The organism is Mycobacteroides sp. LB1 (genome assembly GCF_013449725.1).
Taxonomy (GTDB): domain Bacteria; phylum Actinomycetota; class Actinomycetes; order Mycobacteriales; family Mycobacteriaceae; genus Mycobacterium.
Map to the genome: position 1 here is coordinate 479,360 of NZ_JACCFF010000003.1, position 26,341 is coordinate 505,700.

Annotated in this window: 24 protein-coding genes; 10 read left to right on the forward strand and 14 right to left on the reverse strand. The window is 64.4% G+C overall.

Going from position 1 to position 26,341, the window contains the following annotated elements:
• Positions 1 to 39: 39 nt before the first annotated feature.
• From MLB1_RS16040 to kstR, 4 genes are all read right to left on the reverse strand, one after another.
• Positions 40 to 834 carry an SDR family oxidoreductase gene (locus MLB1_RS16040; RefSeq protein WP_180750792.1) on the reverse strand — a complete coding sequence of 265 codons (795 nt, stop codon included), beginning with the start codon at positions 832 to 834 and terminating at the stop codon, positions 40 to 42.
• Positions 831 to 1,835 (reverse strand): SDR family NAD(P)-dependent oxidoreductase, encoded by a 1,005-nt coding sequence (locus tag MLB1_RS16045; protein WP_180750793.1) that lies wholly within the window; start codon positions 1,833 to 1,835, stop codon positions 831 to 833. The genes MLB1_RS16040 and MLB1_RS16045 overlap by 4 nt, the downstream gene beginning before the upstream one ends.
• Positions 1,836 to 1,903: 68 nt before the next feature.
• Entirely contained in the window at positions 1,904 to 4,438 is a 2,535-nt protein-coding gene (otsB, locus tag MLB1_RS16050; RefSeq protein WP_180750874.1) for a trehalose-phosphatase, read from the reverse strand.
• A 79-nt stretch (positions 4,439 to 4,517) separates the two neighbouring features.
• Positions 4,518 to 5,195: a cholesterol catabolism transcriptional regulator KstR gene (gene kstR / locus MLB1_RS16055; protein ID WP_180750794.1), complete on the reverse strand. Its 678-nt coding sequence runs from the start codon at positions 5,193 to 5,195 to the stop codon at positions 4,518 to 4,520.
• Positions 5,196 to 5,401: 206 nt separating this feature from the next.
• Here kstR and MLB1_RS16060 point away from each other — a divergent pair, with 206 nt between their 5' ends.
• Positions 5,402 to 7,573, forward strand: coding sequence for an acyl-CoA dehydrogenase (locus tag MLB1_RS16060; protein WP_180750795.1), 2,172 nt, complete (start codon positions 5,402 to 5,404; stop codon positions 7,571 to 7,573).
• Between the two features lie 96 nt (positions 7,574 to 7,669).
• Here MLB1_RS16060 and MLB1_RS16065 read toward each other — a convergent pair whose 3' ends face one another.
• Together MLB1_RS16065 and MLB1_RS16070 are read right to left on the reverse strand one after the other, a co-directional pair.
• Complete coding sequence (locus MLB1_RS16065) at positions 7,670 to 8,209, reverse strand: hypothetical protein (RefSeq protein ID WP_180750796.1); 540 nt, start codon at positions 8,207 to 8,209, stop codon at positions 7,670 to 7,672.
• A gap of 65 nt (positions 8,210 to 8,274) precedes the next feature.
• Complete coding sequence (locus tag MLB1_RS16070) at positions 8,275 to 9,327, reverse strand: ferredoxin--NADP reductase (protein WP_180750797.1); 1,053 nt, start codon at positions 9,325 to 9,327, stop codon at positions 8,275 to 8,277.
• A gap of 277 nt (positions 9,328 to 9,604) precedes the next feature.
• Here MLB1_RS16070 and hsaA point away from each other — a divergent pair, with 277 nt between their 5' ends.
• From hsaA to fmdA, 4 genes are all read left to right on the forward strand, one after another.
• Positions 9,605 to 10,792 carry a 3-hydroxy-9,10-secoandrosta-1,3,5(10)-triene-9,17-dione monooxygenase oxygenase subunit gene (hsaA, locus tag MLB1_RS16075; protein ID WP_180750798.1) on the forward strand — a complete coding sequence of 396 codons (1,188 nt, stop codon included), beginning with the start codon at positions 9,605 to 9,607 and terminating at the stop codon, positions 10,790 to 10,792.
• Between the two features lie 15 nt (positions 10,793 to 10,807).
• Entirely contained in the window at positions 10,808 to 11,710 is a 903-nt protein-coding gene (gene hsaC / locus MLB1_RS16080) for an iron-dependent extradiol dioxygenase HsaC (protein ID WP_180750799.1), read from the forward strand.
• A 2-nt stretch (positions 11,711 to 11,712) separates the two neighbouring features.
• Positions 11,713 to 12,285: a 3-hydroxy-9,10-secoandrosta-1,3,5(10)-triene-9,17-dione monooxygenase reductase subunit gene (gene hsaB, locus MLB1_RS16085; protein ID WP_180750800.1), complete on the forward strand. Its 573-nt coding sequence runs from the start codon at positions 11,713 to 11,715 to the stop codon at positions 12,283 to 12,285.
• A 459-nt stretch (positions 12,286 to 12,744) separates the two neighbouring features.
• Positions 12,745 to 14,001 (forward strand): formamidase, encoded by a 1,257-nt coding sequence (gene fmdA / locus MLB1_RS16090; protein ID WP_180750801.1) that lies wholly within the window; start codon positions 12,745 to 12,747, stop codon positions 13,999 to 14,001.
• Positions 14,002 to 14,007: 6 nt separating this feature from the next.
• Here fmdA and MLB1_RS16095 read toward each other — a convergent pair whose 3' ends face one another.
• Both MLB1_RS16095 and MLB1_RS16100 read right to left on the reverse strand, forming a co-directional pair.
• Positions 14,008 to 15,111, reverse strand: coding sequence for an agmatine deiminase family protein (locus MLB1_RS16095; RefSeq protein WP_180750802.1), 1,104 nt, complete (start codon positions 15,109 to 15,111; stop codon positions 14,008 to 14,010).
• A 17-nt stretch (positions 15,112 to 15,128) separates the two neighbouring features.
• Positions 15,129 to 15,518: a hypothetical protein gene (locus MLB1_RS16100; RefSeq protein ID WP_180750803.1), complete on the reverse strand. Its 390-nt coding sequence runs from the start codon at positions 15,516 to 15,518 to the stop codon at positions 15,129 to 15,131.
• A 207-nt stretch (positions 15,519 to 15,725) separates the two neighbouring features.
• Here MLB1_RS16100 and aqpZ point away from each other — a divergent pair, with 207 nt between their 5' ends.
• Positions 15,726 to 16,490, forward strand: coding sequence for an aquaporin Z (gene aqpZ / locus MLB1_RS16105; RefSeq protein ID WP_180750804.1), 765 nt, complete (start codon positions 15,726 to 15,728; stop codon positions 16,488 to 16,490).
• Between the two features lie 19 nt (positions 16,491 to 16,509).
• Here the strand turns inward: aqpZ and MLB1_RS16110 are convergent, their stop codons facing one another.
• A complete protein-coding gene (locus MLB1_RS16110; protein ID WP_180750805.1) occupies positions 16,510 to 17,814 on the reverse strand; it encodes a hypothetical protein in 1,305 nt (434 codons plus the stop codon).
• A 144-nt stretch (positions 17,815 to 17,958) separates the two neighbouring features.
• On the opposite strand from MLB1_RS16110, the gene arr reads away from it, so the two are divergent.
• Positions 17,959 to 18,384, forward strand: a complete 426-nt coding sequence (arr, locus tag MLB1_RS16115) for an NAD(+)--rifampin ADP-ribosyltransferase (protein ID WP_180750806.1) — start codon at positions 17,959 to 17,961, stop codon at positions 18,382 to 18,384.
• A 17-nt stretch (positions 18,385 to 18,401) separates the two neighbouring features.
• Here arr and MLB1_RS16120 read toward each other — a convergent pair whose 3' ends face one another.
• The 5 genes from MLB1_RS16120 to MLB1_RS16140 are packed head-to-tail and all read right to left on the reverse strand — an operon-like array spanning position 18,402 to position 23,519.
• A complete protein-coding gene (locus MLB1_RS16120; protein WP_180750807.1) occupies positions 18,402 to 18,776 on the reverse strand; it encodes a hypothetical protein in 375 nt (124 codons plus the stop codon).
• Between the two features lie 22 nt (positions 18,777 to 18,798).
• On the reverse strand, positions 18,799 to 19,740 hold the full coding sequence (locus MLB1_RS16125; protein WP_180750808.1) for an acyl-CoA dehydrogenase family protein: 942 nt from the start codon (positions 19,738 to 19,740) through the stop codon (positions 18,799 to 18,801).
• Positions 19,741 to 19,795: 55 nt separating this feature from the next.
• Positions 19,796 to 20,764, reverse strand: coding sequence for an acyl-CoA dehydrogenase family protein (locus MLB1_RS16130; protein WP_180750809.1), 969 nt, complete (start codon positions 20,762 to 20,764; stop codon positions 19,796 to 19,798).
• On the reverse strand, positions 20,761 to 21,924 hold the full coding sequence (locus MLB1_RS16135) for an acyl-CoA dehydrogenase family protein (protein WP_180750810.1): 1,164 nt from the start codon (positions 21,922 to 21,924) through the stop codon (positions 20,761 to 20,763). Before MLB1_RS16135 ends, MLB1_RS16130 begins: the two co-directional genes overlap by 4 nt.
• On the reverse strand, positions 21,924 to 23,519 hold the full coding sequence (locus MLB1_RS16140; protein WP_180750811.1) for a FadD3 family acyl-CoA ligase: 1,596 nt from the start codon (positions 23,517 to 23,519) through the stop codon (positions 21,924 to 21,926). The genes MLB1_RS16135 and MLB1_RS16140 overlap by 1 nt, the downstream gene beginning before the upstream one ends.
• A 100-nt stretch (positions 23,520 to 23,619) precedes the next feature.
• Here MLB1_RS16140 and ipdE1 point away from each other — a divergent pair, with 100 nt between their 5' ends.
• From ipdE1 to MLB1_RS16155, 3 genes are read left to right on the forward strand one after another with little or no spacing between them, the layout of a single operon-like run.
• Complete coding sequence (gene ipdE1, locus MLB1_RS16145; RefSeq protein WP_180750875.1) at positions 23,620 to 24,762, forward strand: acyl-CoA dehydrogenase IpdE1; 1,143 nt, start codon at positions 23,620 to 23,622, stop codon at positions 24,760 to 24,762.
• Positions 24,763 to 25,551, forward strand: a complete 789-nt coding sequence (gene ipdF, locus MLB1_RS16150; RefSeq protein WP_180750812.1) for a (5R,7aS)-5-hydroxy-7a-methyl-1-oxo-2,3,5,6,7,7a-hexahydro-1H-indene-carboxyl-CoA reductase — start codon at positions 24,763 to 24,765, stop codon at positions 25,549 to 25,551. It abuts the gene before it with no gap.
• A gap of 52 nt (positions 25,552 to 25,603) precedes the next feature.
• Positions 25,604 to 26,221 (forward strand): TetR family transcriptional regulator, encoded by a 618-nt coding sequence (locus MLB1_RS16155; protein ID WP_180750813.1) that lies wholly within the window; start codon positions 25,604 to 25,606, stop codon positions 26,219 to 26,221.
• The last annotated feature ends 120 nt before the right edge of the window (positions 26,222 to 26,341 follow it).

Below are 26,341 nucleotides of genomic sequence, written 5' to 3' on the forward strand. Positions count from 1 at the left end.
CGGATAGGGTGTGTGAGCGCAAAACGTGTCGGTCGTCGGTCAGCGTTCACTCAGATTGGCGGCGACGCGCAGCGCCGGTAGCAGCAGTGATCGCGGAGTGAATCGTCCCGCTATGGTCATCGCCTGAGGTACCGCTCCCGGCACCACGCTGCGAGACCCGCGCAGCATGCCCTTGATGGCCGCCGCGGCGACCTGCTTCGGCGAGACCTGCACACCCGGCACGCTGAATCGCTCCGCACTCGCGATCTCGGCCCACTCGGTCGGTACCGGCCCCGGGCACAGCACCGTGCAGGAAACTCCAGTACCCCGCAGCTCCTCGTGCACCGCTTCGGAAAAGGACTGCACATACGCCTTGGTCGCCGCGTATGTCGCCATATAAGGGATCGGTTGGAACGCGGCGACCGAGGCGATGTTGAGCACGGCGCCCGTGCCCCGGTCCACCATCCCCGCCACCGCGGCATGGGTCAGTTCGACCAGCGTGATGACATTGACCTCGATCTGCTCGCGTTCGCGATCCAGCGGCAACTCATGGAAGATTCCGCTGGTCCCAAACCCCGCGGAATTGCACAGTCCCGCAATCCGGTTGACGGCAATCCACTCGCGTAGTGCGGTGCGGCCGGGCTCGGTGCCAAGGTCGAGTGACTGCACGTCGACTTCGATGCGGTGGCGTGCGCTGATGATGTCGGCGAGCCGGTCCATCCTGTCTTTGCGACGCGCGACCAGGACCAGTGAGTATCCGCGCTTGGCCAGTCCGTACGCGAGTTCGGTGCCGATTCCCGAGGACGCTCCGGTGATGACGATGGGGCCGGCGGTGCCCGGCTTCGGCAGGCTCACCAGTGCACCCCGGGTGTGGCATCGATGAATATCTGTTGTCCGCTGTCCACTTCCTCGGGTTTGAGGTTTCTGACGCCCTTGGCCGCATCGGAATCCGGGAACATCTTGTAGCCCTGATTGCGCACCGCATCCATGATTTCCGGTGTCACCGAGTCCGCGAACGAGGCGATCCGTCCGAACGCCGAGGCCACCCGCCGGGGCCGCTCGGTGATCGCCTTGGCGATCACCTCACCTGCCTCGTCCGGGGTCAGCGCCGGAAATTTCTGGTATAGCGTCGTCGGCGCGATCATCGGGGTACGCACCAGCGGCATGTGAATGGTGGTGAACCGCAGCCCCTCGTCGGACGTCTCGGCCTGGAACGCATCCGAGACGGTGTCCAACGCCGCCTTCGACGCGATGTACGCACCGAACCGTGGCACCTTTGTCTGCACCCCGATGGAGGAGATGTTGATGACATGTCCGAACTTGCGTTCCCGCATACCCGGCATGAAACCGAGGATGAGATGAAGGGGCGCAAAATAATTCAGCTGCATAGTGCGTTCGAAATCGTGGGGCCGATCGTAGGACAGCGCCAATGAGCGTCGGATCGACCGGCCGGCGTTGTTGATGAGGATGTCCACCTTGTGGTGTTCGGCCAGCACGTCCTTGACCATGCGGTCTATCGCGTCCATATCCGACAGGTCGCATGGGAATACGTGCGCGGTGCCACCGACCCCACGAACCTGGGTCGCCGTCTCCTGCAGCTTGTCCTCGGAGCGGGCGACCAGCAGAACTGTGCCCCCGGCGGCGCCGATCTGCAGCGCCGCTGCCTGGCCGATACCCGAGGAGCCTCCGGTGATCATGACGATCTTGTTGCGGACAGCCGACCGGAGGCTTCGGCTCGGCGTGACGAGCTTGGCGATGGCGTGCGGGGTCAGCTGACCGGTGGGTGTGGTCAGTGCTTTGTTGACCTTCGCGAACTGCTGCGATGCCATTGAACTGAGACGTTGCATGGGCTTCATGGAGACCTCCCGGTCGATACCCCGGACGCTAGTCCCGCCGGGACGATCTTGCGGGCGAAGTGATCGAACTAGTTCTGTAGCAGCTGGGCGCAGCGCAGCAGCCCGATATGGCTGTATGCCTGCGGGTGGTTGCCCAGCGAGCGCTCGGCCACGGGGTCGTACTCCTCGGAGAGCAGACCCGTGGGTCCGGTGGCCTTGACCAGCTGGTCGAACAGCAGTTCGGCCTGGGATCGCGCACCGATGAGCAGATAGGCCTCGACCAGCCACGCCGCACATAGGTGGAACCCGCCCTCTCCGCCGGGCAGTCCGTCGTCCCGATGGTAACGGTAAACTGTTGCACCGCTTCGTAATTCGGCCTCAGTCGCGATCACCGTAGCGGTGAACCGGGGGTCGGCGGGATCTATCAGTCCGGACAGTCCGATGTACAGGGTGGCGGCGTCCAGGTCGGTGCCGTCATAGGCGGCGGTGTAGGACTTGACCGACTCGTTCCAGCCCTTCTCGATGACCTCGGCGGCGATCTGGTCGCGCAGCGCGACCCAGGCGGGAGGAGTTTCACGCTGGAATTCTTCGCCGAGCTTCACCGCTCGGTCCACCGTCACCCAGCACATCACCTTGGAGTAGACGTGATGACGCGGATTGCCGCGAATCTCCCAGATGCCGTGGTCGGGTTCGTACCATCGACGTTCGACGGCAAGAACCATGTCGGACACTAGGTTCCAGTCGGCGTCGGTCAGCGGCTCGGTGTGTCCGAGACGCTTGCGCGCGTGGGTCAGGTCGTGGATCAGCTCCACCACCGGACCGAAGACATCCAGCTGCACTTGCGAATTGGCGGCGTTGCCGACACGAACCGGGCGGGACCCCGCGTACCCGGGTAGTGAGTCGATGACGGCTTCGGGCGGCAGCACCGTGCCTGCGAGTGTGTAGAGGGGGTGTAGACGATCGGGCCCGGGGAGATGCTCGAGCACCCGGTGCAGCCAGTTGAGCAGCCCTTCGGCCTCACGCAGGGATCCCAGCGCCACCAGCGCCGAGGCGGTCATCGACGCATCCCGCAGCCAGCAGTATCGGTAGTCCCAGTTGCGAATGCCGCCAATGTCTTCCGGTAGTGAGGTGGTGGCGGCCGCCAGGATCGCACCCGACTCGGCGTGCACCAAGCCACGCAGCGTCAGTGCTGAGCGCTTCATCAGACCGGGTTTGCGGTCTGGAAGGGTCAATGTCTGGGCCCAATCGCGCCAATACGATTCGGCCCGCTCTCGCAGCTCCGGCTCCGAAGTCGAGTTTTCGCCGAGATCCTCAGTACCGCAGCGCAGTTCGAGAATCACCGGGCCGTTGGCGGGGCTGATGGTTGCGGTCGCGGTCTGATCGTCCGCCCCGATTGTCCAGGTGACACCAGGGGCTCGCAGCACGATCGGATCGTTGGTGCCCAGCACCCGCAGGCCGTCTTCCTCGGCGACCAGCTGCACGGGGGTTTGGCCGAATTCAGGACGTGGGGCGAAGGCGATGACCGCATCGGCCTCGCCGGTGACCACCCGAATCAGATCGGTGCGTCCGGGGATCTCGTCTGGGGCCAGGTAATCGGTGAGTTGCAGGCTGGCCCAACGTGTTTCGACGGTCATTGTGCTGTCGATGTATTTTTGGCCGAGCGGCAGTGCGGACCGCGCGGGCCCAATCGTGAAGTGTCCGGCCTCATCCCCGCCGAGAAGGTGGGCGAAAACCGCCGCCGAATCGGGTTCCGGGTGACACATCCAGGTGACGCCGCCGGTGGGCGTCACGAGCGCGATGGTGCGTGAATTGGCGAGCATGGTGAGGCGCTCGATGGGCGTGGCGTGCCCGCCGAGCAGCCAGGTACGGCGCTCCTCAAGAATGAAAGCCAATGCGACACCCACCGATTCGGTGTCCGGGATGCGGTATCCGGCGAGCGTATCGCCGTCGCCCACCTTGATGCCCACATCCGGGCCGTGCAGCCGCGTGAACACCTTCTCATCGGTGACGTCGTCCCCGATGAACACCGCAGCCGTTGCACCCTCCTGATGCCGCAGGATGTCCAGGGCCTGCCCCTTGTCGGTGGGGATGACGGCGAACTCGAGAACCTTCTTGCCCTCGGTCACCTGTGCGCCCCAGCCGTTGGCCACCGAGAGCGCTTGCGTCAACGCAGCATCGCCGTCCTCTTCGGAGGCGTTGCGGACGTGCAGGGCCACGCTGGCGGGCTTCAGTTCGATCGCGACACCGCGGTACTCGGCGGCGATCGCCGACAACCGGTTCGTGATGGTCTTCAGCAGCGCCTTGGCGTCCCCGTCGATGGCGTGCACAAATCCGGCATCGAATTCGGAGCCGTGACTTCCGACCAGATGCACCTCGGCTGGCAGCCGTGACAGGGTGGCCAGATCGCGCAGCGCACGTCCGGAGATCAGCGCCGAGGTTGTCGATGGCAGCCCGGCCAATGCCCGAAGGGCCGTGGCCGATTCGGGATGCGGGCGCGCATCATCGGGATTGTTGACCAGTGGGGCGATGGTTCCGTCGTAATCCGAGGCCACCAGCAGCCGGGGGGTACGGGCAACCTCGGAAAGAGCCCGGCGCAGTTCGACGGGCAGATCTTGCGCACTCACCACGGGAGCCGAGTCTACGTCCGCTACCTGTCTGTGCCCGGTTGGCTAGGGGGCGGGAGACTCAACCAACCTGAAACGGCTACGTAATGCCGAGCAGCAGCCTGACGGTTCGGTCCAGACGGTGGCTCACATCGGTTGCCGACGCGCGCCGCGTCAACCAGGCAATCATGTTGGAGGTCCAGACATCTGAGATGACGCGGGCGATGTGGAATTGCCCCTCGGTCGGGTTGTCATCACCGGCCATCGCGCGGGCGAAGATGCCGTCCATCAGCCGGCCCACGTGATCAACCTCACCGGCGGCGGAGGCGTCGGCGAAGACCAGGGCGCGTGTCATCGCCTCGGTGAGCAGCGGGTTGCGCTGCATATTGCGGTTCAGCCGGGTGATCGCTGTGTGCAGGCGTTCGTATGGCGTACCGCCGCCGACGGTGTTGCGATCCGTTTTCGCGTCGATCTGTTCGAACTCGCGCTCCAGCGCGGACACCAAGAGGTGCACCTTGGAGGGGAAGTAGCGGTAGAGGGTGCCGACGGCGACATCGGCACGTTCGGCGACTGTGCGCATCTGCACCGCCTCGTACCCGCCCTTGGACGCGATGGCCAAGGTGGCGTCCAGGATGCGCTTGCGCCGCTCGCGCTGCGCGGTCGAACCGAGATCGTCATCGGACAGCGCGGAGACGGCGGTGGGCTGATTCGTCGCGTCGGTGTCGTCGCTGTCGGCGTGTGTGGCTTCCGATGCGCTAGGTGTCCGTGGCGTTGCCATTGCGTGCTGTGCTCCCTGTGCTCAATCCCGCGCGATCACGCGATCGTTTCAGCGCACGACTATACGGATGCCCGTCGGTTGTTTCAGGTCTCCCTCGCCCGCCGGTAGTGCTCTGTACAGCCTGAATGCGTTCCTACTACACTGAACCCAATCACGATATTAGAACACGTTCTAGTCTCGTGTACCCCGAAAAAACAGGAGGAAATGTGTCCGCGTCTTCTGGTCTTCGCGCAAGCGGCTCATCCGAAGTCCAGGAAGCCGCGCGAGACGCGGTCCGTCAGTGGGCCAAGAGCGCGGCTGTCATCGAGTCGGTCCGGAAGCTGGAATCCGAGCCTGCCGAGTGGGGTCCCGCATATGCCGGGCTCGCTGAACTGGGCATTTTCGGTGTCGCCGTGCCGGAGGCCGCCGGGGGCTCGGGAGCCGGATTTGACGACATGATCGCCATGGTCGACGAAGCCGCGGCGTCCTTGGTGCCGGGACCGGTTGCCACCAGTGCGTTGGCCGCGGTGGTGCTCGCATCCGACGGTACGTCGCGATCGGTCCCCGAATTGGTCGAAGCGCTGGCCGCCGGGGAGCGCACGGCGGGCCTGGCCCTCGCCGGGAGCCTGAGCGTCGCCGATGGGCTGGCCTCGGGCGTGTTGCCCGCGGTGTTGGGCGGCACCGCGGACGGAGTGCTCTTGGCTCCGGGACCCGACGGTTGGGTGCTGGTCGATTGTGTGGGTGCCGGTGTCGTGGTCGACGTCAAGAAGGCCACCGACTTCTCGCGCCCATGGGCTGCGGTCACCCTCGATGGCGCCGCGGCGCACCCGGTGAGTCTGCCCGCCGCCGTGGTCGCCGATCTGGCCACGGTGACGCTCGCGGCGGAAGCGGTAGGCGTGGCACGGTGGGCGCTTCAGACCGCCGTCGAATACGCCAAGGTTCGCGAGCAGTTCGGCAAGCAGATCGGTAGCTTCCAGGCCATCAAGCACATGTGCGCGGAAATGCTGTGCCGTGTTGAGCAGGCCGATGTTGCGGCGTGGGACGCCGCCGGGTGCGCGCGGGATGTCCTCGCGAGCAGCTCGACTAACAACGTTGATTCTGAGCAGCTTTCGCTTGCTGCCGCGGTGGCGGCGGCGGTGGCCGTCGATGCGGCCGCGGCCAACACCAAGGACTGCATCCAGATTCTCGGTGGTATCGGATTCACCTGGGAGCACGACGCGCACCTGTACTTGCGGCGGGCGTATGCCGTTCAGTCCTTCCTGGGTAAGCCCGCGGTATGGCGGCGCAGGGCTGCCGCGCTGACACTGGCCGGAACCCGCCGATCCCTGACCATCGACCTCGGCGAGGTGGAGGCCGAGCGTGCGCAGGTGGCCGCCACTGCCGCCGAAATTGCATCGGCACCCAAGGATGAGCACCAGGTTCGACTGGCCGAGACGGGCTTCCTGGCTCCGCACTGGCCCGCGCCGTACGGGCTGGGGGCGGGTGCCGCACAGCAGCTGCTCGTTGACCAGGAGCTGCACGCGGCCGGCGTCACCCGTCCCGATCTCGTCATCGGATGGTGGGCGGCGCCCACCATCCTTGAGCACGGAACTCCGGAGCAGATAGCACAATTCGTCGCACCCACGCTTCGGGGCGAGATCGAATGGTGCCAGCTGTTTTCCGAGCCCGGCGCCGGCAGCGACCTCGCGGCGTTGCGTACCAAGGCAACTCGGGTCGACGGCGGATGGAAGCTGGACGGGCAGAAGGTGTGGAACTCCAAGGCGCAGGTCGCCGACTGGGCGATCTGCCTGGCCCGCACCAATCCGGATGTTCCCAAGCACAAGGGCATCACCTACTTCTTGCTGGACATGAAGACCCCGGGGATCACCGTGCGGCCGCTGCGCGAGATCACCGGCGAGGAAATGTTCAACGAGGTCTTCCTGGATGGCGTGGTCATCCCGGACGAGAATGTGGTCGGCTCGGTCGACGACGGGTGGCGCCTTGCCCGCACCACGTTGGCCAACGAGCGGGTGGCGATGGCCGGCGGGGGTGCCCTCGACGAGGCAATGGAATCGCTGATTTCCTTGATCGGGGACACCGAACTGGATGCGGCGCAACTGGATACGCTGGGGTCATTCGTGTGCTCGGCGCAGGCGGGTGCGCTGCTGGATCTGCGTACCGCGCTACGTGCCATCGGAGGTCAGGACCCGGGCGCGACCTCAAGCGTGCGCAAGCTCGTCGGCGTGCGTCATCGTCAGGGGCTTTCGGAGCACATCCTCGACTACGTCGACGCCCACGGTGCGGTGGAGTCGCATGAGATGTGGCTGTTCATGCGAGACCGGTGCCTGTCGATAGCCGGAGGCACCACGCAGATCCTGCTCAGTGTGGCGGGGGAGCGGCTGCTCGGGCTACCGCGGTAGCCCTACCGAACGCCGCCCTACTGAACGCCGAGTGCGCACTGAGGAACACGTTTCTCGGGTACTGCCGTACCTGAGTGCGCGCTCGACGCAGGGAAGCTAGCTGAACCGCGCCACCGCGCAGGCATCGGGCGAAATCACGCTGCGCCCATCGATACTGGCCTCGACGTGACTGCACACGATGTAGTCGGCGTCGAGCTTGGGTTGCCCGGTCGCCCAGTCGGTGGGCTGGGTGGTGCCGGTGACCCGGAACCGGTCGGTGTCACCGCCGCCGAAGTAGACAGTGGTGAGCAGCCAAGTGCTCCCGCCGTTGTGCTCCACGGTGTTCGGGTTGTCACCCCACTGCACCCATAGGTAGTTCATCCGATCGGAGGTGCGTAGTTCAGTGGTCTGCTTGGCCCACAGGTCGCCGCCGAATCCCTCAATCCCGTTGGGAGTCCGCAGATTGAAACTTGCGGTGTAATAGCACTGCCGCTCGGCCTTGCGGCAGTCGGCGGTGGCGTGTACCTCGAGCTGGCGGCCCTCATCGACCGGCGTGCTGACGTCGGTGGTTTTGATCTCGGCCGCGGCGGAACCCGGAAGAACCAGGGAAGCAACCACCAGTGATGCGGCGGCCAGCGCCGGTTTCAGGGACTTCATGATGTACCGAATCGTATCGGCCCGGCCGGAGTGTGGCATCGAGATGTGTTTTCTGTATTTGGTGTTCACTCGTCGAAGGTGACGTTGACGTCGTCGGTCTCGGGAACCGCCTGGCACGCCAGGATGTACCCGTCGTCGATGTCATTCTGGGATAGCGCATCGTTGACGAGCATGCGGACCTTGCCGTCCTTGAGGATGCAGGCACATGTCATGCAGTGCCCCTCGCGGCAAGAGAACGGCGCGTCCAGCCCCTTGGCGAGCAGCACATCGAGCAGCACGGTGCTGCGCGGCCAATTGACCGTGTGTGTCTCGCCATCGAGCTCCACGGTGGCCATGGCGGGTGGCTCATCGTCTTCGGAGGGTTCGGCGAGGACCACCTCGGCGAACGGGTCGCTCTCCAGCGAGCGGAAGACTTCGGTGTGCACTCGGTCGTCCGGCATGCCGTTGCTCTTGAGCGCGGCCTCAGAGGCGTCCATGAACGGGCCGGGACCGCAGATGAAGGCCTCGTGCCCGGCGAAGGGCGCGGCCAGGGTGGCCAGTGACTGTTGCGAGGGCAGCCCCTGCACCGATTGGAGCCAGTGGATGACGGTCAGCCGGTCCGGGTGCTGCGCCACCAGGTCCCGCAGCGCCGCCCCGAAGATCACCGACTGTTCGTCACGGTTGGCGTAGAGGAGCACCACCTTGCCGCTGCCCTGCGAGAGCGCGGATTTACAGATCGCCATCATCGGGGTGATTCCACTGCCGCCGGCAACAAGGAGGAGATCTCGGCTCAGGTCTCGGGGGACAAAAACCCCGGAGGGTGCCAGGACATGCATGTGCATACCGGCGTGCGCGTTATCGCAGATCCAATTGGACCCGTAGCCATCGACGGTGCGCTTGACCGTGACCGTCAACCGGTCATCGATATGGGGTGAGCTGGACAGCGAGTAACAGCGCGCCACCGATCCCGTGCGGTCGGATGGAATGCGCAGCGTGAGGTACTGGCCGGGTGCGTACGCGAACTTATCGGCCGCATCTTCGGGAATGTCGAAGACCAGGGACCTGGAGTCTTCGGTCTCGGCGATTACCTCGGCGATCCGTACCTCGAGGACGTGCTTCCCCAGCGGAACGTCCGTCACGTGATTTCCTCCGTCGTTGACTTCTTCTGGCCAAGCCCAACTAGAACCGAACTAGAACAGGTTACAGAATTGACCTTTGGCCCTACAACACCGTTGTCGCTTCGTTCCAGATGAGCCTGCCTTCCCGGGGTGGGAGAGGCGATGTCGACACAGATCGAAACGTGTTCTAGTCTCAGCAGGGAACACGCGCTGTCACCGAGGGTGGGCAGCGGGTGTTGCGAACTACTAGCCCTAGTTTGTGCCGACTGATGCTAACTACAGCAGTGGAGGAAATGCAGTGACGACGACCGAACAGCGGGACGAGATTCAGGCGGTTCTCGCAGGAATTGACGACCTGCTGCCGATCCTGCGCAAGCGCGCGCAGGAGACCGAGGACCTGCGGCGTCTTCCCGACGCTACGGTCGCCGATTTGCAGGAGATTGGCTTCTTCAAGCTGCTGCAGCCTTCGCAGTGGGGTGGATTCGAGACCGCTCCGACCGTCTTCTACGAGGCGGTCCGCCGCCTGGGCAGTGCCTGCGGCTCGACCGGTTGGGTCTCCTCGATCATCGGCGTGCACAACTGGCATCTGGCTCTGTTCGACCAGAAGGCTCAGGACGAGGTCTGGGGCGAGGACACCAACGTGCGGGTGTCCTCCTCGTATGCGCCCATGGGTGCCGGTGTCGTCGTCGACGGTGGGTATCTGGTCAGTGGTTCCTGGAACTGGTCATCGGGCTGTGACCACGCCACCTGGGCGTTCCTCGGTGGGCCCGTCATCAAGGACGGCCGTCCGGTCGACTTCGGCAGCTTCCTGATTCCGCGTACCGAGTACCGCATCGACGACGTATGGAACGTCGTCGGTCTGCGCGGCACCGGCAGCAACACCGTCGTGGTCAAGGAAGTGTTCGTGCCGACGCACCGCTTCCTGTCGTACAAGAAGATGAACGACCAGACCGCCGGTGGGTACGAGACCAACACCGCGCCGGTGTACAAGATGCCCTGGGGCACCATGCATCCCACCACCATCACCGCGCCCATCATGGGTATGGCCTACGGTGCGTACGACGCTCATGTCGAGGCCCAGGGTAAGCGGGTTCGTGCCGCCTACGCCGGTGAGAAGGCCAAGGATGACCCGTTCACCAAGGTGCGGGTGGCCGAGGCCGCCAGTGACATTGACGCCGGGTGGCGTCAGCTGATCGGGAACGTGGGCGACGAGTTCGCACTCATCTCGGCGGGCCAGGAGGTTCCGTTCGAACTCCGTGCCGCGGCACGCCGCGACCAGGTACGCGCCACCGGCCGCGCCATCGCCTCGATTGACCTGCTGTTCGAGAACTCGGGAGCCACTGCGCTGTCGAATGACGCACCGGTGCAGCGGTTCTGGCGTGACGCGCACGCCGGACGCGTGCACGCGGCCAATGACGCCGAGCGGGCTTACCAGATCTGGGGTAACCACGCCTTCGAGCTGCCCGCCACCGACACGATGGTTTAGGAGGGCATCAACACGATGAGCCTTATCAAGGCACTCGGGTACATGCGGATCGAGGCCACCGACATGGGGGCCTGGCGCGAATTCGGAACCAAGGTGCTGGGCATGATGGAAGGCACCGGCGACAACCCCGCCGCGCTCTATCTCCGGATGGACGATGTCGCGGCTCGTCTGGTGATCGTGCCGGGCGACAACGACCGGTTACTGGCCTCGGGCTGGGAGGTCGCCGACGCCCCGGCGTTGCAGGCAGTGCGGGACCGCCTGGACAATGCGGGTGTTGAGTACGTCGAGGGCACCAAGGTCGAGGCTTCCGACCGTAAGGTCGAGGGGCTGATCAGGTTCCAGGATCCGTCCGGAAACGTGCTGGAGTTGTTCCACGGAGCGCAGTACCTTGGCCGCAGGTTCGTCAGCCCATACGGCCACAAGTTCGTCACAGCCGAGCAGGGTCTGGGGCATGTGGTACTCACCTGTACTGATGACGCTGCGGCACAGGCGTTTTACCAGGATGTGCTCGGTTTCCGGCTGCGCGACTCGATGCGGCTACCCCCGCAGCTCGTCGGCCGTCCGGCCGACGGTGACCCGGTATGGCTGCGTTTCTACGGCTGCAACCCGCGCCATCACGCGCTGGCGTTCATGCCGATGCCCAACCCGACCGGAATCGTGCACCTGATGGTCGAAGTGGAGAATTCCGACGATGTCGGTCTCTGCTTGGACCGCGCGAATCGGAGAAAGGTCAAGATGTCGGCCACTCTGGGTCGGCATATCAATGACAAGATGCTGTCCTTCTACATGAAGACTCCCGGTGGGTTCGATATGGAATTCGGTTGCGAGGGTTCTGAAGTCGATGACGAGAGCTGGATCGCGCGCGAGAGCGTTGGTATCAGCCTGTGGGGTCACGATTTCAGCGTTGGGTTCAAGTAGAGATGCACACATCGCAGATCGACCCCAGGGCATTCCGGAATGTGCTGGGGCAGTTCTGTACCGGCGTCACCATCATCACCACGACGCATGAGGACGCACCGGTGGGCTTTGCCTGCCAGTCGTTCGCGGCGCTGTCGCTGGAGCCGCCGCTGGTGCTGTTCTGTCCCACCAAACAGTCGCGGTCTTGGGCGGCCATCGAGGCCTCTGGGAAGTTCTGTGTGAACGTCCTCGCCGAGGACCAGCGCGAGGTTTCCGCGCGCTTCGGTTCCCGAGAGCCCGACAAGTTCGCCGGAATCGACTGGCGTCCATCGCGTCTCGGTTCGCCGGTCATCAACGGGTCGCTGGCGCATATCGACTGCGAGGTCGCCCAAGTGCATGACGGTGGCGATCACTGGGTGGTGTTCGGGTCGGTTAGCGAGCTCAGTGAAGTTCCTGCGATTCCCACCGCTTCCCGGCCGCTGCTGTTCTATCGCGGGCAGTACACGGGTATCGAGCCGGATAAGACCACGCCCGCCGATTGGCGCAACGACTTGGAGGCGTTCCTCACCGCCACCACCGAGGACACCTGGCTCTAGCTCTTTCTTTCGCCGAGCGTGGGGCGTAGTGCACTGCTTGGGCGAAATTGCGGGCCCCAGCCCCCACTCTCGGCGTTGGTGTGATCTGCGGTTCCCATGCGGGCCTGGCCAATCCGGCGTAATCTCACAGATCCAGGTGGTACCTCGGTGAGGGCGGGTGATGGCGTCATACGAGTATCGGTGCGCGAGCTGCGGCGATAGTGCGCGTAGTTTTCCGATGTCCACTGCCCCAGATGCGGTGCCGTGCGCCCGCTGCGCTGGGTCGGCACGGCGGGTCTACGGTATCGCCGGAGTGAGCCGCGGTTCTTCGGCGCGTATGCGCCTACTCGATGCCACTCACCGCAGCGCCAGTGAACCGCCTGTGGTTTCCGCACCGCCGCCGTCGGCGCGCCGTGCGGCACCGATCACATCAAATCCGTTGCATCGCAAGCTGCCTCGCCCATAACCGGAAGGACCTCCATGCCCCAGGTGTTGTTCCCGCTGGATTCGAGCAAGAAGTTCACCGAGCAACAGATCGTGGGGCACAACCGGTGGCACCCGGATATCCCGCCCGCAGCTGTTGTGAAGCCGGGTACGTCGTTCCGTGTGCATTGCCGCGAATGGTTTGACGGCGCGATTCATAACGACGACTCTGCCGATGACATCCGCGATGCTCCGCTCACCACGGTGCACGCATTGTCGGGACCGTTCTCGGTAGAGGGAGCGCAGCCGGGCGATCTGCTGATCGTCGACATCTTGGACGTGGGTCCCATCCCGCAGGAGGACTCCGGACCGCTGGCCGGGCAGGGGTGGGGCTACACGGGAATCTTCCCCACCGTCAATGGTGGCGGGTTTCTCACCGAACAGTTCCCCGATGCATACAAGGCGATCTGGGACTTCTCGGGGCAGACCGCGACATCGCGGCATATCCCGCACGTCAGCTTCACGGGGATTGTGCATCCCGGGCTGATGGGTACGGCACCGTCCGCAGAACTGTTGGCACGATGGAATGCCCGTGAGGGTGCGCTGATCGCTACCGATCCGCACCGTGTTCCCGCCCTGGCGCTTCCGCCGGAACCCAGGGATGCGGTACTGGGGACGCTCGCGGGGGAATCCTTCGAGCGGGCAGCGGCGGAGGCGGCCAGAACGGCGCCGCCCCGAGAGAACGGCGGCAACCAGGACATCAAGAACCTGACCAAGGGCAGCAGAGTGTTCTATCCGGTGTTCGTGCCGGGCGGAAAGCTGTCGGTGGGCGACCTGCACTTCTCCCAGGGGGACGGCGAGATCACCTTCTGTGGCGCCATCGAGATGGGTGGCTTTATCGACCTACACGTCGATGTACTCAAGGGTGGAATGGATACCTATGGGGTATCGGAGAACGCGATCTTCATGCCGGGCAACACCGATCCGCAGTACTCCCAATGGTTGGCGTTCTCGGGGACCTCGGTCACCCTCGACGGCGAGCAGCGGTACCTGGATTCGCATCTGGCATACCAGCGTGCCTGCCTGCACGCCATCGACTACCTGACCAAGTTCGGCTACAGCCCGGAGCAGGCCTATCTGTTGCTGGGTGCTGCGCCTATCGAGGGGCGGCTATCGGGTGTGGTCGATATCCCGAATTCCTGTGCCACGGTGTACATTCCGACGGCGATTTTCGACTTCCCGATGACACCCTCGGCCGCCGGTCCGCTACAGATCGATCCAGGACCGGGGGCGCCACGTTCGGTTGCGCGCTGAGGGCGGCTACCGGGGTTCCTGCTGGGTGGCGCAGTGGATGCCACCGCCCCCTGCGGCAATCCCGTCGATATCCAGCTGCACCACCCGGTGGCCCGGGAAGACCCTCTCCAAGGTGGATTTTGCTGCCGCGTCTGCCTCTGGATCCCCGAACTGCGGTGCGATGACCCCGCCGTTACACACATAGAAGTTGATGTATCCCGCTGCAAAGTCCTCTGATTCGAACTCGTCACGTCCCTGTTCGGGTGCTTCGAGCACTTCCACGCGCAGTGGGCGGCCGGCGGCGTCCGTCTCCTTGCCGAGGATGTCGAGATGCTGGCGCGTCACGTCGTAGTCGAATGACTCGGGGTCGTTGTCCAATCCGGCGACGACTACGCCCGGTCCGGCGAAGCGCGCGTAGAAGTCGGTGTGCCCGTCGGTGATATCCATCCCTGCGATTCCGGGCAGCCAGATGATCTTCTGCACACCGAGTAAGCGTTGCAGTTCCGTCGCGACATCCTTCTTGGTGCGCCCCCGGTTGCGGTTGTTGTTGAGGACGCAGCTTTCCGTGATGATCGCCGTCCCCCCGCCGTCGACCTCGATGCCGCCGCCCTCCAGCACGAGATTCGTGTGAACAACGGGAACACCGGCGAGCTTGGCCACCTCAGCGGCCACCTTGGCATCGGATGTATGTTTTTGTTTGTTGCCCCAGCCGTTGAAGTTGAAATCAACAGCGGCCCTGCCAGTCTCGTTGCTGACGAACACCGGGCCGGTATCACGTATCCACAGGTCGTCCAGGGGCGCGGGCACCAACTCGACATTCGGGCCCGCCAACCGGCGGGCGAGCTCGGTCTCGTGTGGACGCACCAGCATCGACACCGGCTCGAACTGCGCAATAGCCTGGGCGATCGCGGCGAGATTCTGTTGCACTTGCCGCGTCAGTCGTCGGCCCCAGATCTCATCACTCGCGCCGAATGCCATCCAGGTCCGCCGGTGCGGTTCACCCTCATCGGGCATGCGCCACGGGCCGCCTTCGCTCACCTCGCCATTATCGTCACCCTCATCTGCGCAGGAAGTCAGCGCGAGGCTTGCGGCCACCGCCGTTCCGAGCTGGAGTAGTCGTCGTCGGCGCATGAACCGATTGTGCCAAGTCATGCCGCAATGTGCGGCACAGCCGCGATGAGCCCGTCTGGATCGGTGACGCTGAGCAGTAGTTGGCGAATGGTGCCGGCGGTCCACGGTGCGTTCTTCGGTTTCATAGGCGTGAAGCGGATTTCGACGATGCCATCTCGTGAGCCATTGACCAGCCAGCCGTCCCCGGAGGCATGAACACCCCACGCCATAGGCCTCTCCGGGACGTGCTTGGCGGAAGTGATTGACGTGAGCGGGATCTGGATGGAAAAGGCCCATCCGTTCTTGACGGTCAGCATCCCGTCGGCAACCCGGATGACAGTGCGGTTGGGGCCTAGCCACAGTGCCGTGGCAAGCGGTAGGTACCAGCGGTCATAGCGCAGCGCGAAGTCTGTGGATGACAGTGCCATACCGCCACGATACTCGAATCAGCAAATATCGAACCATGCTCTTCGGTGAGGTTGTCAGTCCTCCCCGGGCCGATTGAGCTATTGGGCCATACCAGATTTCGTGACTCAACTGTTTCTGTGATGTGGCTGTGGATTTCGACTCAGCGTTGGTACTAATCAAGATCACATACGCATCGCGTGAGTTCTTCCGAACGAAGGGATCCGATTGTGACCAAGATGAGTACGAAACTATTGGCCGAATTCTTCGGCACTTTCTGGCTGGTTTTCGGCGGTTGTGGCAGCGCGATTTTCGCGGCCAAGAATGTCGCCGATGCCGGTGAGGGCAACACGGGCGCGATTCAGTTGGGGATCGGCTTCCTGGGCGTGGCCCTGGCTTTCGGATTGACTGTCGTGACAATGGCTTACGCCGTTGGTCACATTTCGGGTGGGCACTTCAACCCGGCGGTCACGTTGGGCGCGGTGATCAGTGGTCGGCTTCCGGCCAAGGAACTGCCGGGCTACTGGGTGGCGCAGGTGGTCGGTGGACTCGTGGCGGGTACCGCTTTGTGGTTTATCGCCAGAGGCAAGCCCGGCTTCGAGGCCACCGGCAATATGGCGGCCAACGGGTATGGCGAGCATTCGCCCGACCATTACTCACTTGCGGCGGTTGTGGTGGCCGAGATCGTGCTGACCGCTATCTTCCTCATGGTGATCCTCGGCGCCACCGACGATCGTGCCCCAAAGGGTTTTGGTCCGCTCGCAATTGGTTTGTGCCTCACACTGATTCATCTCATCTCGATCCCCATTAGTAACACCTCGGTGAATCCTGCGCGCTCGACCGGTGTCGCCTTCTTCAACGGTGGTGCCGCGCCGGGGCAGCTGTGGGTGTTCTGGCTGGCGCCCTTGATTGGTGGCTTGGTCGGCGGAGTGCTCTACCCGTTGTTATTCGAGAGCGGGAAGTTTGCACCTGCGGGAGGTGCCGACAAGCGTTGATCGTGCCGCGCCGAACAGGTCAGGTGTACCAGCGCCTGGCGTGTTCGGCGTGCGTCGGCAGGTAGGCGCCGGGACCGAAGTGTTTGTCGTAGAAGTCCAGGTCGATGTTCTGTGCCTGCAGATACATGAGGACGTGCACGGTGGGAACGGTGCCGGGAATCTTCCCGAAGGTGTCGTATACGTACGAGGCCTGGACCGTCACGATCTCCTGGATCGCCTCGGCAGGCAGGGCGGCCGATCGCACCTTGCGTGAATCCACCCAGGCGCCCGGGGTGTCCGGATGGAAGGGGCCGCTGGGGCCATACTTGCGCTCGATGTACTTCTCCACGCCGGCCGCGACCGTCGGCACGTGTGGCGGGCTGAGGGTTTCGAAGAATCCGGACAGACCGGTGGCGTTCGGGAATGGCCAGCGATCGTCGTTGTCCGAATGGAACCCGATACCGGGGGCGCGCGGGTCACCGGAGCCGCCGAGCACCGACAGCCGGTCGAGCCCGTCGAACATCCAGCCGCCAAGTCCGAGCGCTTGGAGCAGCAGCACCCCGTTGTGCGTGGCGGTGGCGAGTTCGGCACTGGCCTCGGTGAGTGTGTACTGCTCGACGAAGGACAGCGGAATCGGATCATCGTAATTCCTTAGACCGCTGAACTTTTCAGTGCCGGGGATGCTCCGGTTGTTGATGTCGTCGTAGACGAGGTAGCCGTTGGCGGCGAAGAAGGACAGGTTGGCAATCAGGTGCTCGGCTAGATCGGCCACCGGGAAGGCAAGCAGGCTGCCCGGGTGGTTGCCGATCCAGGTGTTGTGCCCCTCCATATAGGGCTCTTCCCGTGGCAGCTCCAGGCGCTTATCGGAGATCCGCACATACGAGTCGGCGGTGTGGGTGATCCAGTCCTCGATGGTGTCGAAGTCCTGTGGCGGTTCGTCGCGGGTGGGCAGCAGGTAGATCCCGGTGTCGTCGGTGAAGAAGAGCTGACTGGTGTGGAAGCCTGCTGCCGACGGGAAAGCGCGGCCGGTTGCGCTGCCGGAGTAGTTCGGGAACGCGGGGGCGTATCCGGGGTGATGCGTGATGCCGTAGTGCCACCCTGTCACGCCTCCGACCACTGAAAGGATCAGTGCCCGTTCGACTTCCGATATCGGGGTAATGGGATGCCTACTGGTGAAAGCGAGTGGACCGTCGGGGATGCGTCCGCCGAGTGGGAAGCGTCGCGACCGGCGTCCGGTGATTGCCGCCAGCAGCGGGAACTGGGTGGCCTGCGTCAGGGCTTCGCGTTCGCGGTCGGATATCTGCAGCGATGAGCCGCTTGGGCGAAGAGCATCAGCTGGGGCCATGGATCAAGCCGACCACTGAGTGGTTGCGGGGTCAACCTTTTGGCTTGTCCCCTTTCAAAATATGGCACGAAGGGGGGCTTGCGGCAAGCCCCCCAACGCGGCGCACAATCCTGCGACCACGAATTTCGACTGATAGGACCTGGTATGACGATGCCGAACTTTTTCGAGGCGCACGAGTCGGGTGCGTACTTCCATGGCACCAAGGCCGACCTTGAGATAGGCGATCTGCTGATGCCCGGGCATCTGTCGAACTACGAGGAGGACCGCATCATGAACCACGTCTACGTGACGAAGACATTGATTGGCGCGGGGTTGGCGGCCGAGATGGCCAAAGGTGAGGGCAGAGGCCATGTCTACATTGTGGAACCGGAGGGCACCCTCGAAGATGACCCGAACGTGACGGACAAGAAGTTCCCTGGGAATCCGACCCATTCTTACCGCACCCGGGAACCCGTGCGTATCGTCGGCGAGGTCGCGGACTGGGTGGGGCCCCCGCCCGAATTCATGGAAACCTTCCGGGCAGGGCTGGCTGATCTTCAGCGCAAGGGAAACGCCGTCATCTATGACTAAAACACGACTAGATACGGCTACGCCGTGCGCCGCACCTTCAGCGCCTCGGTGATCAACGGAACCTGAAACGGCAACCGCGCGATGGCCCCGATGCGAAGCGGCCATGGCTTGTCCCACCACTGCCGCACCATGTTGATGTTCGCGGGGAAGACGGCGAGGAAGAGCAGCGCCGCGATGGTGCCGCCCAATCGTCGCGTGCGTGGTTCCAGTAGCAGTGCACCGGTGCCCAGTTCGGCGACTCCCGAGGCATAGGTGTACAGCCGGGCATCGCCGGGTAGTCCCGCCGGGACGATAGCGTCAAACGGTTTCGGCGCGAGAAAGTGCAGCGTTCCGACGCCGAGGAGGATGGTGGCCAGCCGGTAGGCGGGCCAAGGACTGGCTTTGGTCTCCATGACGAGAGTCTAGGCCGACGGTCTACAGCCCGGCCGCGGTCTCCAGGCTCGGCAGCAGTTCACGCGGAGTGCCGAGCAGCAGTGCGCTGCCATGCGCGCGCTTGAAGTAGAGGTGCGCGTCATGCTCCCAGGTGATGGCGATACCGCCGTGCAACTGGATGGAATCGCCGGCCACCGCCGAAAGAGCTTCGCTGGCCTTGATTCTAGCCACCGTCGCGGCCTCGGGCGTGAGATCCTCGATGGCCTGGTAGACGGTGGCGCGTGCGGATTCCACCAGTACGTACAGATCTGCCATCCGGTGCTTGAGGGCCTGGAAGCTGCCGATTGCGCGTCCGAACTGCACCCGTGTCTTGGTGTACTCGACGGTGAGTTCAAGCGCGCGTGCCGCAGCGCCCACCTGCTCGGCGGCCAGCAGTAGCCCCGCCTTGTCGATCAGACCCGGCGCATTCCCGATGGGCTCGCTTCCGGTCACCTCAACCGCGGCCAGCCTGCGGGTGGGATCCAAGGTGGCGAGCGGGGTGGGCACAAAGTCCGTCGCCAGGTAGGTCTGGTCACCGTCCAGCGTGAGCACCACGTCGGCAATATCGCCGTTGACGACATAAGCCGGATCGAAGGCCACCGCACCGACCGATTCACCCGATGCCAGCGATTCCAGTAGTTCACCCTGATATCCGGCGTCGAGGAGGGCGAGCTCGGCCCACAGCGTACCCATCAGTGGGCTGGGTACCAGCCCGCGGCCGAGCTCCTCCACCACCACGGCCGCGTCGGCGAGTTCGCCTCCGGCACCGCCCAATTCCTCGGGAACCAAGAGCACTGCCGCGCCGACCTGTTCACACAGGATGGTCCACAGCTTCTCGTCGTAGCCGCGTTCGGATTCCATTGCGGCGCGGACGGCGGCCGAGTCTGCCCGTTTGGTGACCAGGGAGCGAGCGGTGTCGCGGAGCATCTGCCGCTCGGAACTCATGACTGTGCCTTTCGCTCTTCGCGCAAGCTGGGGGTACCTCCCGCGTGCGGGGGCCTCATCGCAGGCTCCCGAGGACTCGTTCGCGATGCCATTCGGATGTGCCCCAGGCCGAGGTCAGGGCCCGCACCTTCAGGATCCACAGCGACAGGTCGTATTCAGCGGTGAAGCCGATGGCCCCATGCGTCTGCAAGGAGGACCGTGCGGCCAGGTAGGCAGCCTTACCGGCGGCGACCTTGGCGGCGCTCACATCGCGTGCCGCGGTGGGAGATTCGTCGGCTAGGGATAGCGCCGCGCCGTACACCAACGGGCGGGCCAGCTCCAGCGCGATATGCACATCGGCCAGTTTGTGTTTGACGGCCTGGTAGGAGCCGATCGGCCGGCCGAACTGGGAACGCTGCTTGGCGTACTCCACCGCGCGGTCCAGCAGCGCCTGCCCGGCACCGATCAGCTGTGCCGAAATCGCAAGCACACCAAAGTCGATGGCGCGGCTGGTGTCGAGGGAAACACCGCCGTCCGTCGGTGTCACATCGAACACTCGACGGGTCGCGTCGATCGACTCGTGCTGTGCACTGGCGTGCGCCTCGCGGACCCCGATGTCATCGGCGATGAGCACCAGCCCGGCGACATCCGCGTCGAGAGCGCGCGGCGTGATGGGGGGCGCGGCGACCGTGACGATCAGTTCTCCGGAGGCGAGTTGTGCAGACCGTTCGGCTCCGTCTTCGAGGCCGGCGAGCAGCACCGGTGCCACCGCGAGCGATTCGACGACCGGCCCGGGCACTGCCCACTTGCCCAAACCCTCGAGTGCGACAACCAGATCAACGGGGTGTGCTTCGATGCCGTCGTATTTCTCGGAAACCGCCAGGGCGGTGACGCCGAGCTCGGCGAGGGTCGACCACACGGCCAGACCGGGTTCGTGGTTACCTGCCGCCCACGCACGTGCCGCGGCAGGAACATCGGCTGCACCCAGGGCGGCATCGATACTCGCGGCGAAGTCGCGCTGCTGTGTGTCCAGGTCGAACTTCACTTGGCACCTCCCGTGCGGGCGCTCTCCTTGGGCAGGCCCAGGATGCGCTCGGCGATGATGTTCCGCTGGATCTCGTTGGTACCGGCGTAGATCGGGCCACCGAGGGAGAACAGGTACCCTGCTGTCCAGTCCGAGTCACCGGGCTCGGCCAACTCGCCATCGGCGCCGCGCAGGTCGATCGCGGTCTCGTGCAGGGCGACATCCAGCTCGGACCAGAACACTTTGGTGATCGATGATTCGGCACCCAGCTCACCGCCGCCGGATAGTCGGGTCACGGTGCCGAAGGTGTGCAACCGGTAGGCCTGCGCCGCGATCCACGCGTCGGCGACACGTTCGCTGGCGAATCCATTGTTGGGGTTGGATTTCCAGAGGTCCACCAGCCGGTCGGCGGTGGCCAGGAATCGGCCCGGGCTGCGCAGCGACATACCGCGCTCATTGCTCGACGTACTCATCGCGACGCGCCAGCCGTCGTGTTCCGCACCGATGACGTCCTGGTCGGGAACGAACACGTCGTCCAGGAAAATCTCCGCGAAACCGGCGTCGCCGTCGAGCTGCGGGATGGGGCGGACGGTGACGCCCTCGGCCTTGAGATCGAACATGAAGTAGGTGAGTCCCTGGTGGCGCTGTGACTCCGGGTCGGAGCGCCATAGCCCGAACCCCCTGTCGGCGAACGGTGCTCGTGAGCTCCAGATCTTTTGCCCGGATAGGCGCCAGCCGCCGTCCACCTTGCGGGCGGGGGAGCGCAGCGAGGCCAGGTCGCTACCGGACTCCGGCTCCGACCATGCCTGCGCCCATATCTCCTCTCCGTTGGCCATCTTCGGGAGAATGCGATCCAGCTGTTCCTTGCTGCCGTGCGCGAAGAGTGTCGGCCCCAGCAGGAACATGCCGTTCTGACTGATCCGAGCCGGGGCGCCCGCCTTGAAGTACTCCTCCTCGAAGATCACCCACTGCAGCAGGGTGACATCGCGGCCACCGTATTCCTTGGGCCAGGACACCGCCGAGAATCCCGCGTCGTACAGGATGCGCTCCCACTGGCGGTGGGCCACGGCACCTTCCGGCGAGTCATAGGAGGGCAGCGGCGGATTCGGGACGTTGGCCGTGAGGAAATCGCGCACCTCCGCCCGGAACGCCTCGGTCTCGTCGCCAAGAAGTAGATCCACTAGCTGCTCTCCTGTTGGTGCATGGCCCGCAGGGTGGGTTTAACCACCTTGCCGCCCAGGTTGCGGGGAAGCTCGTCGAGGAACTCGACGAACCGGGGCTTCTTGAAGTTCGCCACATGCTTTGCGCTGTAATCGATTACGGACTGAACGTCGAGTGTCGCGCCGGGCCTGCGAACGATGTAGGCCTTGCCGACCTCACCGAGCCGTTCATCGGCAACCCCGATCACGGCGGCGTCTGCCACACCATCGAGCCGCATCAGCACCTGCTCGATCTCGGCGGGATACACGTTGAACCCGCCGCAGATGTACATGTCCTTGAGCCGATCGGTGATGGTGAGGTTTCCGCGCTCGTCGAGCTTGCCGATATCGCCGGTGTGCAGCCAACCGTCGGAATCAATGCTCTCGGCGGTGGCCTTCGGATCGTCGAGGTAGCCCTTCATGACGTTCGCGCTGCGCAGCAGCACCTCGCCCTCGTCGCCGGGTTTCTCGGCGCCGTCGATTCGCAGTTCGTACCCGGTCATCGCGCGTCCACAGGTGGTGGCGACGGTGACGGCGTCGTCGTCGGAACGGCAGATGGTGGCGAAACCCTGTGTCTCGGTGAGGCCGTACGCGGTGAGTACCAGGTCGAAGTCCAGCTCCGACTGCATGCGTTCGATGAGCACGACAGGAACGACGGCCGCGCCCGTGACGGAATACCGCAGCGAGGTCAGGTCGTAGTTCTTGCGCGCGGGATGGTCGAGCAGCATCTGGAAGATGGTGGGTGCGCCGGGCAGCACGGTGATCTTGTGCTCCTGGACCGCTGCCATCGCCTTTTCAGGGTCGAAGGTCAGCTGTGGCATGAGTGCCGCGCCGGTCTGCAGGCAGGCCAGGATGCCCGCCTTGTATCCGAAATTGTGGAAGAACGGATTGACGCACAGATAGCGGTCATTTTCGGTGAACTCGCCGTAGGTGGCCCAGGCCAGGGAGGCCGCCAGCGGTTGACGGTGCATGCACAGCACGCCCTTGCTACGCCCGGTGGTGCCGGAGGTGAAGAGGATGTCGCTGATGTCCTCGGAACTCACTGCCGCCTTGCGCTGGTCGATGTTCTCATCGCTCACGGGCTCTCCACCGGCGACGAATTCGTCCCAATTGGATTCATCGCCGGCCTCCACGGCGACCCGCACGATGTGTCGCAGATCCGGCAGCGCCGCGGCGTCGAGGGTCTGGATGCGGTCTGCGCCAAGGAACGTCCCGACCGATATCAGCACCGGCGCCTTGCTGCGCTGCAGGATGTCGGTCGCCTCGTCCGCCGTGTAGCGGGTGTTCATTGGGACGACGGCGGCCCCGGCGTACTGCGCGCCCAGGCAGGCGACGGGCCAGTGCCAGGAGTTGGGGGACCAGATGGCCACCCGATCGCCGTGTTCCACGCCGACTGCGATCAGGGCCGCGGCGAAGCGCCGGGCGCGGGTACGCAGCTCGGTGAAGGACAGCCAGGAACCGTCGGATGATCCGTTTGTGGGAAGACCGTCAGGCCCCACATATAGGGCGTCACGGTCTCCGAAACGTATGGCTGCCTGGTCCAACGCGGCCGGAATGGTGAGTTCGGGTGTCTGCATAGACCGTCCGTCCACTCTCCTCTAACAAAGCAAGTGCTTGGTAGGTTAGCCTACTGGAGTGGTTGAGTTCCAGGTGCCTGACGAGGCACCCCTGTCGGAGATGTCCGATGACCAGGTGCGCGCCGAGATCCGGGCCTGGTTGGCCGAGAACCTCGTGGGCGAGTTCGCGGAGCTAAAGGGGCTGGGTGGCCCCGGCAGCGAGCACGAGGCTTTCGAAGAACGGCTCGCCTGGAACCGACACCTTGCCGCCGCGGGCTGGACCTGCCTGGGCTGGCCCGTCGAGCACGGTGGTCGTGGGGCAACCGTGAGCCAGCGCGTCATCTTCTATGAGGAGTACGCGCGGGCCGAGGCGCCACACAAGGTGAATCACTTGGGTGAGGAGCTGCTGGGGCCGACGCTCATCGCCTTCGGCACTCCGGAACAGCAGCAGCGCTTCCTTCCGACCATTCGCGACGTCACCGAGCTGTGGTGTCAGGGGTATTCGGAGCCCGGCGCGGGCTCGGACCTGGCGAACGTATCCACCACGGCCGTGTTGGACGGCGATGAGTGGGTGATCAACGGCCAGAAGGTGTGGACCTCCCTGGCATTGCAGTCCCAGTGGTGCTTTGTGATCGCCCGCACCGAGTCGGGGTCCTCGCGCCACAAGGGCCTGTCGTATCTGCTTGTGCCTCTTGATCAGCCGGGTGTCGAGATTCGGCCGATCATCCAGCTGACCGGCACCTCGGAGTTCAACGAGGTGTTCTTCGACAACGCGCGCACCGCCGCGGACCTGGTGGTCGGCGAGCCCGGTGATGGCTGGCGGGTTGCCATGGGCACCCTGACCTTCGAGCGCGGCGTTTCGACGCTGGGTAACCAGATCGTCTATGCGCGTGAACTTTCCAGGCTATCCGAGCTGGCACGCGCAAACGGTACGGCGGACGATCCGGCCATACGTGAGCGCCTGGCCCAGGCCTATGTCGGGCTGCGCACCATGCGCTCCTACGCGATGGCCACCATGGACGAGGAACGCCCCGGCCAAGACAACGTGTCAAAGCTGTTGTGGGCCAACTGGCATCGCGATCTTGGCGAGCTGGCCATGGAGATCATCGGCAAATCGACCCTGCTGACAGACAAGGGCGAGATGGACGAATGGCAGCGGCTGTTCTTGTTCTCGCGGGCCGACACCATCTACGGCGGGTCCAACGAGATTCAACGCAACATCATCTCCGAGCGCGTGCTCGGACTACCCCGAGAGGCGCGCTAAGTGAGCTTGTCCCAGGCACCGAAAGAGATTGATGGACACGGTCTTCTGAAGGGCAAGGCCGTCGTCGTGACCGCGGCTGCGGGGACCGGTATCGGCTCGTCGACCGCCCGTCGCGCGCTGGCCGAGGGTGCCGACGTCGTCGTCTCCGATTATCACGAGCGCCGTCTCACCGAGACTCGGGACGAGCTGGCCGCGCTCGGCCTGGGCAAGGTCGCCGCGGTCGTGTGTGATGTCACCTCCACCGAAGCGGTTGATGCACTCATCACCGAATCCGTTGCGGCCCTGGGCCGTATCGATGTGCTGGTGAACAATGCGGGTCTGGGTGGGGAGACTCCCGTCGCCGATATGACCGACGAGCAGTGGGACCGGGTGCTCGACGTGACCCTGACCTCCACCTTCCGCGCTACCCGTGCGGCGCTGCGGTACTTCCGCGAGGCGGGGCACGGCGGTGTCATCGTCAACAACGCGAGTGTGCTGGGCTGGCGGGCCCAGCACGGGCAGTCGCACTACGCCGCGGCCAAGGCCGGCGTCATGGCGCTCACCCGATGCAGCGCCGTCGAGGCCGTCGAGTACGGGGTGCGCATCAACGCCGTCGCCCCGAGCATCGCGCGGCACAAGTTCCTCGACAAAGTGACCTCCTCGGACCTGCTGGACAAGCTCTCCTCCGACGAGGCATTCGGCCGTGCCGCCGAACCGTGGGAAATAGCCTCGACGATCGCCTTCCTGGCCAGCGACTATTCGAGCTACCTGACCGGTGAGGTCATCTCGGTGTCCAGCCAGCGGGCGTGACGTCAAGCACTCAATCTCGACCAAACAAGCGCTTGGTTGATACAGTGGGGAGGTGGACAAGGTGGCAGAAGTGAACACGCCGTCGCGGCGTGACGAGCTACTGGGCCTTGCCGCCGAGATGTTCGCCGAGCGCGGTCTGCGCGCGACCACGGTGCGCGATATCGCCGATGCGGCAGGAATCCTGTCGGGCAGCCTGTACCACCACTTCGACTCCAAAGAAGCGATCGTCGACGAGCTGCTGCGCGATTTCCTGGAGGGATTGTTCGCTCGGTACCGCGAGATCGCGGCGGCCAACCTCAATCCTGTCGACACACTTAAGGGCTTGTTTCTGGCCTCATTCGACGCGATTGAAACCAAGCACGCGCAGGTTGCCATTTACCAGGCAGAGGCTCCCCGACTGTTGTCACAGGAGCGATTCACCTACCTCAACGAGCTCAATACCGAGCAGCGCGAGCTGTGGCTCGATGTGCTGCGCGACGGTATCGCCCAGGGCTATTTCCGTCCGGATCTGGATGTGGCCGTGGTGTATCGGTTCATTCGCGACGCGACCTGGGTCTCGGTGCGCTGGTTCCGCCCAGGCGGTTCGCGCACGGCGCAGGAAGTCGCCGAACAGTACCTTTCGATCGTCCTCGGCGGGATCACCATGAACAACGCCGTTCAGTCCACCTAGTAACCAAGGAGATTCACCATGTCTGAGGCGTACATCATCGACGCTGTGCGTACCGCCGTCGGCAAGCGCAACGGTTCGTTGGCCAAGGTGCACCCATTGGATCTGGGTGCGGCCACCTTC

Bases quoted from the DNA above. Each gene is read 5' to 3' on its own strand.
- MLB1_RS16045 (WP_180750793.1), bottom strand. From the start codon at position 1,835: ATGAAGCCCATGCAACGTCTCAGTTCAATGGCATCGCAGCAGTTCGCG.
- kstR (WP_180750794.1), bottom strand. From the start codon at position 5,195: ATGGCAACGCCACGGACACCTAGCGCATCGGAAGCCACACACGCCGAC.
- MLB1_RS16065 (WP_180750796.1), bottom strand. From the start codon at position 8,209: ATGAAGTCCCTGAAACCGGCGCTGGCCGCCGCATCACTGGTGGTTGCT.
- hsaC (WP_180750799.1), top strand. From the start codon at position 10,808: ATGAGCCTTATCAAGGCACTCGGGTACATGCGGATCGAGGCCACCGAC.
- hsaB (WP_180750800.1), top strand. From the start codon at position 11,713: ATGCACACATCGCAGATCGACCCCAGGGCATTCCGGAATGTGCTGGGG.
- fmdA (WP_180750801.1), top strand. From the start codon at position 12,745: ATGCCCCAGGTGTTGTTCCCGCTGGATTCGAGCAAGAAGTTCACCGAG.
- MLB1_RS16095 (WP_180750802.1), bottom strand. From the start codon at position 15,111: ATGCGCCGACGACGACTACTCCAGCTCGGAACGGCGGTGGCCGCAAGC.
- MLB1_RS16100 (WP_180750803.1), bottom strand. From the start codon at position 15,518: ATGGCACTGTCATCCACAGACTTCGCGCTGCGCTATGACCGCTGGTAC.
- MLB1_RS16110 (WP_180750805.1), bottom strand. From the start codon at position 17,814: ATGGCCCCAGCTGATGCTCTTCGCCCAAGCGGCTCATCGCTGCAGATA.
- arr (WP_180750806.1), top strand. From the start codon at position 17,959: ATGACGATGCCGAACTTTTTCGAGGCGCACGAGTCGGGTGCGTACTTC.
- MLB1_RS16120 (WP_180750807.1), bottom strand. From the start codon at position 18,776: ATGGAGACCAAAGCCAGTCCTTGGCCCGCCTACCGGCTGGCCACCATC.
- MLB1_RS16125 (WP_180750808.1), bottom strand. From the start codon at position 19,740: ATGAGTTCCGAGCGGCAGATGCTCCGCGACACCGCTCGCTCCCTGGTC.
- MLB1_RS16140 (WP_180750811.1), bottom strand. From the start codon at position 23,519: ATGCAGACACCCGAACTCACCATTCCGGCCGCGTTGGACCAGGCAGCC.
- ipdE1 (WP_180750875.1), top strand. From the start codon at position 23,620: ATGTCCGATGACCAGGTGCGCGCCGAGATCCGGGCCTGGTTGGCCGAG.